Here is a 4,944-nt window from a genome sequence, read left to right as displayed (position 1 = left end):
TCCTACCTTGGTGAGACTCATCAGCTCGGCCATTACCAGGAGCGAGCGGTCGTACGCTCGATAGAGCAAGGCATTTCAGCATTTTCCCAGCAGCGGTATGGTTGCGTCACGGAGCAGCTATTCAAGTTGGCCAAAAATCGTTGAATGCTTTGCTTCCAGAGCCTTTCGGCTTATTCGCAGTTAATGTGAGCCAAACGTCTTGTTTGCAAGCTGTTCGCACTTAATCTGAGCCCATTCGCAAATAATGTGAGCATCGAGACACTCTTATTCGCACTTAATCTGAGCCCAAAATCGCCTTGTTTGCGAGCATGAGTCTCGCTGTTTGCGAGCCGCTACACCTAGCCGGTTGTGCGCCGTCGCGTTGGTGATCTCATCGGGCAGCAGTGCTAGCTCTGATGGCATCAGCATAAACTGCTCAATTAGCTCCTCTGTTTCCCACTGTCGCTTCATTTCAGGTTCCTCACTGCTTAACTGTCGCTAAACATACCAGGGCTGAAGTATCGCGCTAAAAGGTACAAATGAACTAAATGGCCCCATTCCGCAGCTTCGCTACTTTAGGGCCTTTCAGGCTAGCTCGATGCTCTGGGGAAGATGCTGTATGCAGTAGGCTAAGGCTTCAATTCTCAGCATACGGATTAGCCACGACTACTTGCTTGTACTGCGTACCTGAGCTGGTGGGCTTGGAGGATATCGCCTATACGAGAGGCGAGCTAAACTTAACTGCCTGGTAGTAAAATCTGGTTACCTGTCTAACCAGTAAGTAAGAAAACCAAATAGCCAGCTAACCAGATGAAAATCATCACTGTGACTGGATATAAGGGGGGCTGCGGTAAATCCATGACGGCGATCCACGTCGCGACTTACTTTAGTCGTCTAGGTGATGTGGTGCTGGTGGATGGAGACCCCAATCGAACCGCGATCGCATGGAGCGATCGCGGTCAATTGCCGTTCTTGGTGGCTGACGAGCGCAAGGCTATGAAGGTAGTGCAGGGCCGTGACTTCATCGTGATTGATACCCCAGCCCGCCCTCACTCATCCGATCTTAAGGAATTGGCCGACGGGGCCGATTTGTTGATCCTACCCACATTGCCTGATGTGGTGTCGCTAGAGCCGATGCTGCAAACGGCTAGCGACTTGGGCAATGCCACTTACCGGGCGCTACTTACCATCGTTCCTCCTAAACCCAGTCGGGAGGGCGAGACAATGAGGGCTGAACTCAGCGATAACGGATTGCCGGTATTTAAAACCATGATTCGCCGTGCTGCAGGCTTTCAAAAGGCTGCTCTTGCGGGGATGCCAGTGTCGGCACTCACAGGCCGCGATCGCATGGGTTGGCTTGACTACGAGGAACTGGGTAAAGAAATATTAGAGGTACTAGGCAATGCTTGAGCATCAGGGGGGAAAGTACGGGGCACTAATTCGGCAGGCTAAACAATCAAAACCAGAAAACCAGAAAATCAGAAAACCAGAAAACCAGACTTTTAGTCAGGTAGAGCCAGATGGGCAGGTCAAAGAAAAGCAAGTGAATCTCTGCATTAAGGTGCCTGAGTCTTGGCGGAGACACTGGGCCATTCAGGCCAAGATCCAAGACATCACCATGACTGATGTAATGGTGGAGGCGCTGACCCAGAGGTTTGGCTTACCAGATAACCAGACAGCCAGATAATCAAATTCATGATCGTATGCCTCTTGTCTTTAGCTTGTCATCAATGGGTGAAACTTTGTTGTGTTGGGTCGTTCCACTGCTAACGATTGCAATGACATGAAAATGTCATGCCGATATAAAAAAGGGTGATATTGATGTAGTGTGCACCCTGGGCCGTTAGAGCTTGTATCATGACGGACATGAGTAAACGCATTCAGGTGACTCTGCCTGACCGATTGGCAGAGGAATTAGATCAATGGGCAAACGCAGACGGGCGTGCTGTTGCGAATCTTTGCGCATTCCTTTTAGAGCGGGCGGTTCGGCAGGCTAAACAATCTGGCGACTATCCCTCAGTGGAGGGTAGTAGGTGAGCACCGAGTTTTTCTCGAGACGCTTCAGACCCTGCTGGCGGAGATTTCTCGACTATGGCAACTACCGCAGATCGAGCGGAAACCACAGTTTTCTGTTGCTCGTTAGGAGGCCAATACCAACCTCAAAACACCAATGGAACCCAATTTTTGGCGTTTGCCTTGCCCGGTTTAGACTCCTATACTATGATCCGGCCATGATTGACGCTTCGTTGGGTAGACCCCTAGCGATCGCGTAAATCAGTATTAATCGTCCTGACCAGACCCTTAATACGCAAAAAGAACCGGCAGCGAATGCCACCGGCTCTTTAAAAAGCGAAAACCCGAGAGGACCAGTTCCCGAGTCGCGCAAAAAGCTATGCGACTATGTTAACACCGGATCTCTCTCGGGGCAATACCCATTGCTCTTTTTTAGGAGAGAGAAGTCCCCATGACCGCATCGCTAGGATGGGGCGAGGAGTCGCGTAAGGCTCCCCGTTCCGAACCCCTCCCCGCTGACCCCATTGGCCAGCGGCTGTGCGAAATCTTCGGCCACTACCCCTGGAACTTCATTCGCGCCGACCTGCCGGATGACGCCACTGTCAAAGCCGCCTGGACAACCGTCAGCACCTACCCGCTGCGACCCCGCGTTCTCTGGAACTACTGGCAAGACGCCAACCAGCTGATCGGCGTCCGCTTTACCCACGACACCCGCTACGCCCTGCTCGACCTCGACGCTGGCGGCGACTACTGCACCTCCGCCGGGGTGGCCCAGATCCGCGCTGCCTTAGAGACCATCGGCATTACCCGTACCCTGCTGCTGCGCTCCAGCTGGAGCGGTGGCCTGCACCTGTACATTCCTTTTCAGGAACTTATCAACACCTTCAACCTAGCCGTCACCCTCAAGGAGTGTCTCCAGGCTCAGGGGTTTCGGCTCCAGGCCGGGCAGCTCGAAATCTTCCCCAACGTCAAGGCCTACGGCGTTCAAACCTTCATCGAATACATGGGCCACCGCCTGCCCCTGCAGCCCGGCAGCGGCTCCTGCTTACTCGACGATGACCTTAACCCGATCGGCAGCAGCCTAGCCCGCTTCTTCTGGCTCTGGGATGGCGCAGCTGGCCACCAAGACATGGACACCCTGCGCCATGCGATGAAGATTGGCCGCGACAACCACCGCAAGCGACCCAAGCGCCGCAGTCACCCCGTCGACAGCTGGCGACACGACCTCGATCTTGAGATCACCGAAGGCTGGACTGCCCATGGCCAGACCAACCACTTACTGAAAACCATCGCCTGCTACGGCCATGTCTTCGAGGGCATCCAGGGCCAAGCCCTAATCGACTACACCCTGCGCATCGCCCTCACTCGGCCTGGCTACGATCAGTACTGCCGCCACCAGAGCGATATCGAGCGCAAAATCACTGCTTGGGTCAGGGCTGTCGAAGGGTACTACTGGCCACTGGGCACTACCTCCAGCCGTGACACCAGCCATTCCAAGAACATCCTGGTGCCCTTTAACCAGCAGCAGTCCGAAGATGCCCAGCACCGCATCTGTACCGCCTACGCCGAGCTAGAGCATGCGAGAAATCTGCCCGAGCAGATCACGGCCAGGGCAAAGGCGATCGCCCAACTCGCCAGAGTCAGCCAGCAGACCCTCTACAAACACCTCAGCCTCTGGCACCCCGAGCACCAAGAGGGTGTAATAGCCTCAGTAGCAAGCTTTCTAGCCCCTAAAGAGATAATTTCTGGCCCCGCATCTGAATCGCCAGAACCCCGAGAAATCAAAGAATTACACCCCTCGGAGGAATATATGAAAGGTAAGGCGCTTTGCGCCGGTGATTTGGAGTCGAATTTAAATTCTCCTTCTCCGGAAAGGGGGGTGCGGGGGGAAAAGACCTCTTTTCCACAAGAGTCTGCGTCTGTGGCTTACGACCCAGGCTTGCATAAGCAGATTCAACACCAGTTCAGACATCTAGGTTGGTCTGGGGAGGTGATTTGCCAGTTCATTTCCGACCAGTTAGAGGGGAAGCGGTGGTCTGATCTGACGAATGATGAGCGACTTTTACTCCTTTACCGTCTGCGTGTACTTGATCCTTAGGCTGAGAGGATCAAGTTTGGTTGGTTGACAAAAGATGGCTTTGAAAGCCCGGGTGTTTTGCTGTGCGGAGTTTTTAGCGATTTGAGGGATGAAGGGTGCCAAAAGTTGTCGGTTCAGCAACTATCCTGTTGCCGGAGAACCGCTGAAATGCCTTTCCCCATGGTGAATACGGCCGTTCTCTCATGGCGGGCTGAGCTGATGAGTCTCACCAAGGCAGGACATTTCAGACGTACTACAACATTTCAATTCAGGCCGAATTTAGGCCAAGCACTTTTCAGGTTCTGAGACTCAATTCAAGACCATGAAATAGCAATTCGGCTCTAGAAAGGAGGGTATAGTTCATGAGAACTAAATTGTCCAATTGCTGGGTCAGCCCCAATCGCCAGACACCCCGCAAGAATGACAAGAGGAGAACATCAGTCACCGTTTGGCGAAGCAGCAAGACCACTTGGTGACTTTTCTCGATTATGCCGAGGTGGACGCCACCAATAATGACCTGCCGTACCCAGGGCCTACATATAGTCCCAGGCGGAAGATGGTGACAAGCAATCAACTCTGATCAGCTGACGGTCATTGCGTTGAGATAATCAAAAAACTATTTCTGGAGGCACTGCCAAAAATAAGGCAAAACTTATCTTGCCAAAACAGTTGACAGAGCCATAAATCTACCTTATATTAGCAAAGCGCCTAAGAAAAGCGAGACAAGCGAATTGCTTTTCGAGGGTTAGTAGCGAACCTCGACAACTACATAGTCTAGAAACAAAGCCAAGGTTCCTGTCAAGGATTAAATTGGTTTAACGATAGCACGAGTGTTGTTGTTAGGTCAAGTAAGAAGACAGAATCGGATACTGAGG

At 52.6% G+C, this 4,944-nt stretch carries 4 protein-coding genes; 3 read left to right on the top strand and 1 reads right to left on the bottom strand.

Annotated elements, in window-relative coordinates:
- Window positions 1–264: 264 nt before the first annotated feature.
- Window positions 265–450 carry a hypothetical protein gene (locus IQ273_RS30400; protein WP_194026829.1) on the bottom strand — a complete coding sequence of 62 codons (186 nt, stop codon included), beginning with the start codon at window positions 448–450 and terminating at the stop codon, window positions 265–267.
- Between the two features lie 339 nt (window positions 451–789).
- On the opposite strand from IQ273_RS30400, the gene IQ273_RS30395 reads away from it, so the two are divergent.
- From IQ273_RS30395 to IQ273_RS30385, 3 genes are all read left to right on the top strand, one after another.
- Entirely contained in the window at window positions 790–1,389 is a 600-nt protein-coding gene (locus IQ273_RS30395) for a ParA family protein (RefSeq protein WP_194026828.1), read from the top strand.
- Between the two features lie 447 nt (window positions 1,390–1,836).
- Window positions 1,837–2,016 carry a ribbon-helix-helix domain-containing protein gene (locus IQ273_RS36165; protein WP_397199034.1) on the top strand — a complete coding sequence of 60 codons (180 nt, stop codon included), beginning with the start codon at window positions 1,837–1,839 and terminating at the stop codon, window positions 2,014–2,016.
- Window positions 2,017–2,443: 427 nt separating this feature from the next.
- Window positions 2,444–4,090: a hypothetical protein gene (locus tag IQ273_RS30385; RefSeq protein ID WP_194026826.1), complete on the top strand. Its 1,647-nt coding sequence runs from the start codon at window positions 2,444–2,446 to the stop codon at window positions 4,088–4,090.
- Window positions 4,091–4,944 lie beyond the last annotated feature (854 nt).

Source organism: Nodosilinea sp. LEGE 07298 (genome assembly GCF_015207265.1).
GTDB lineage: Bacteria > Cyanobacteriota > Cyanobacteriia > Phormidesmidales > Phormidesmidaceae > Nodosilinea.
Note: the sequence above shows the minus strand (reverse complement) of the source record. Positions and strands in the feature narration are given on the sequence as shown.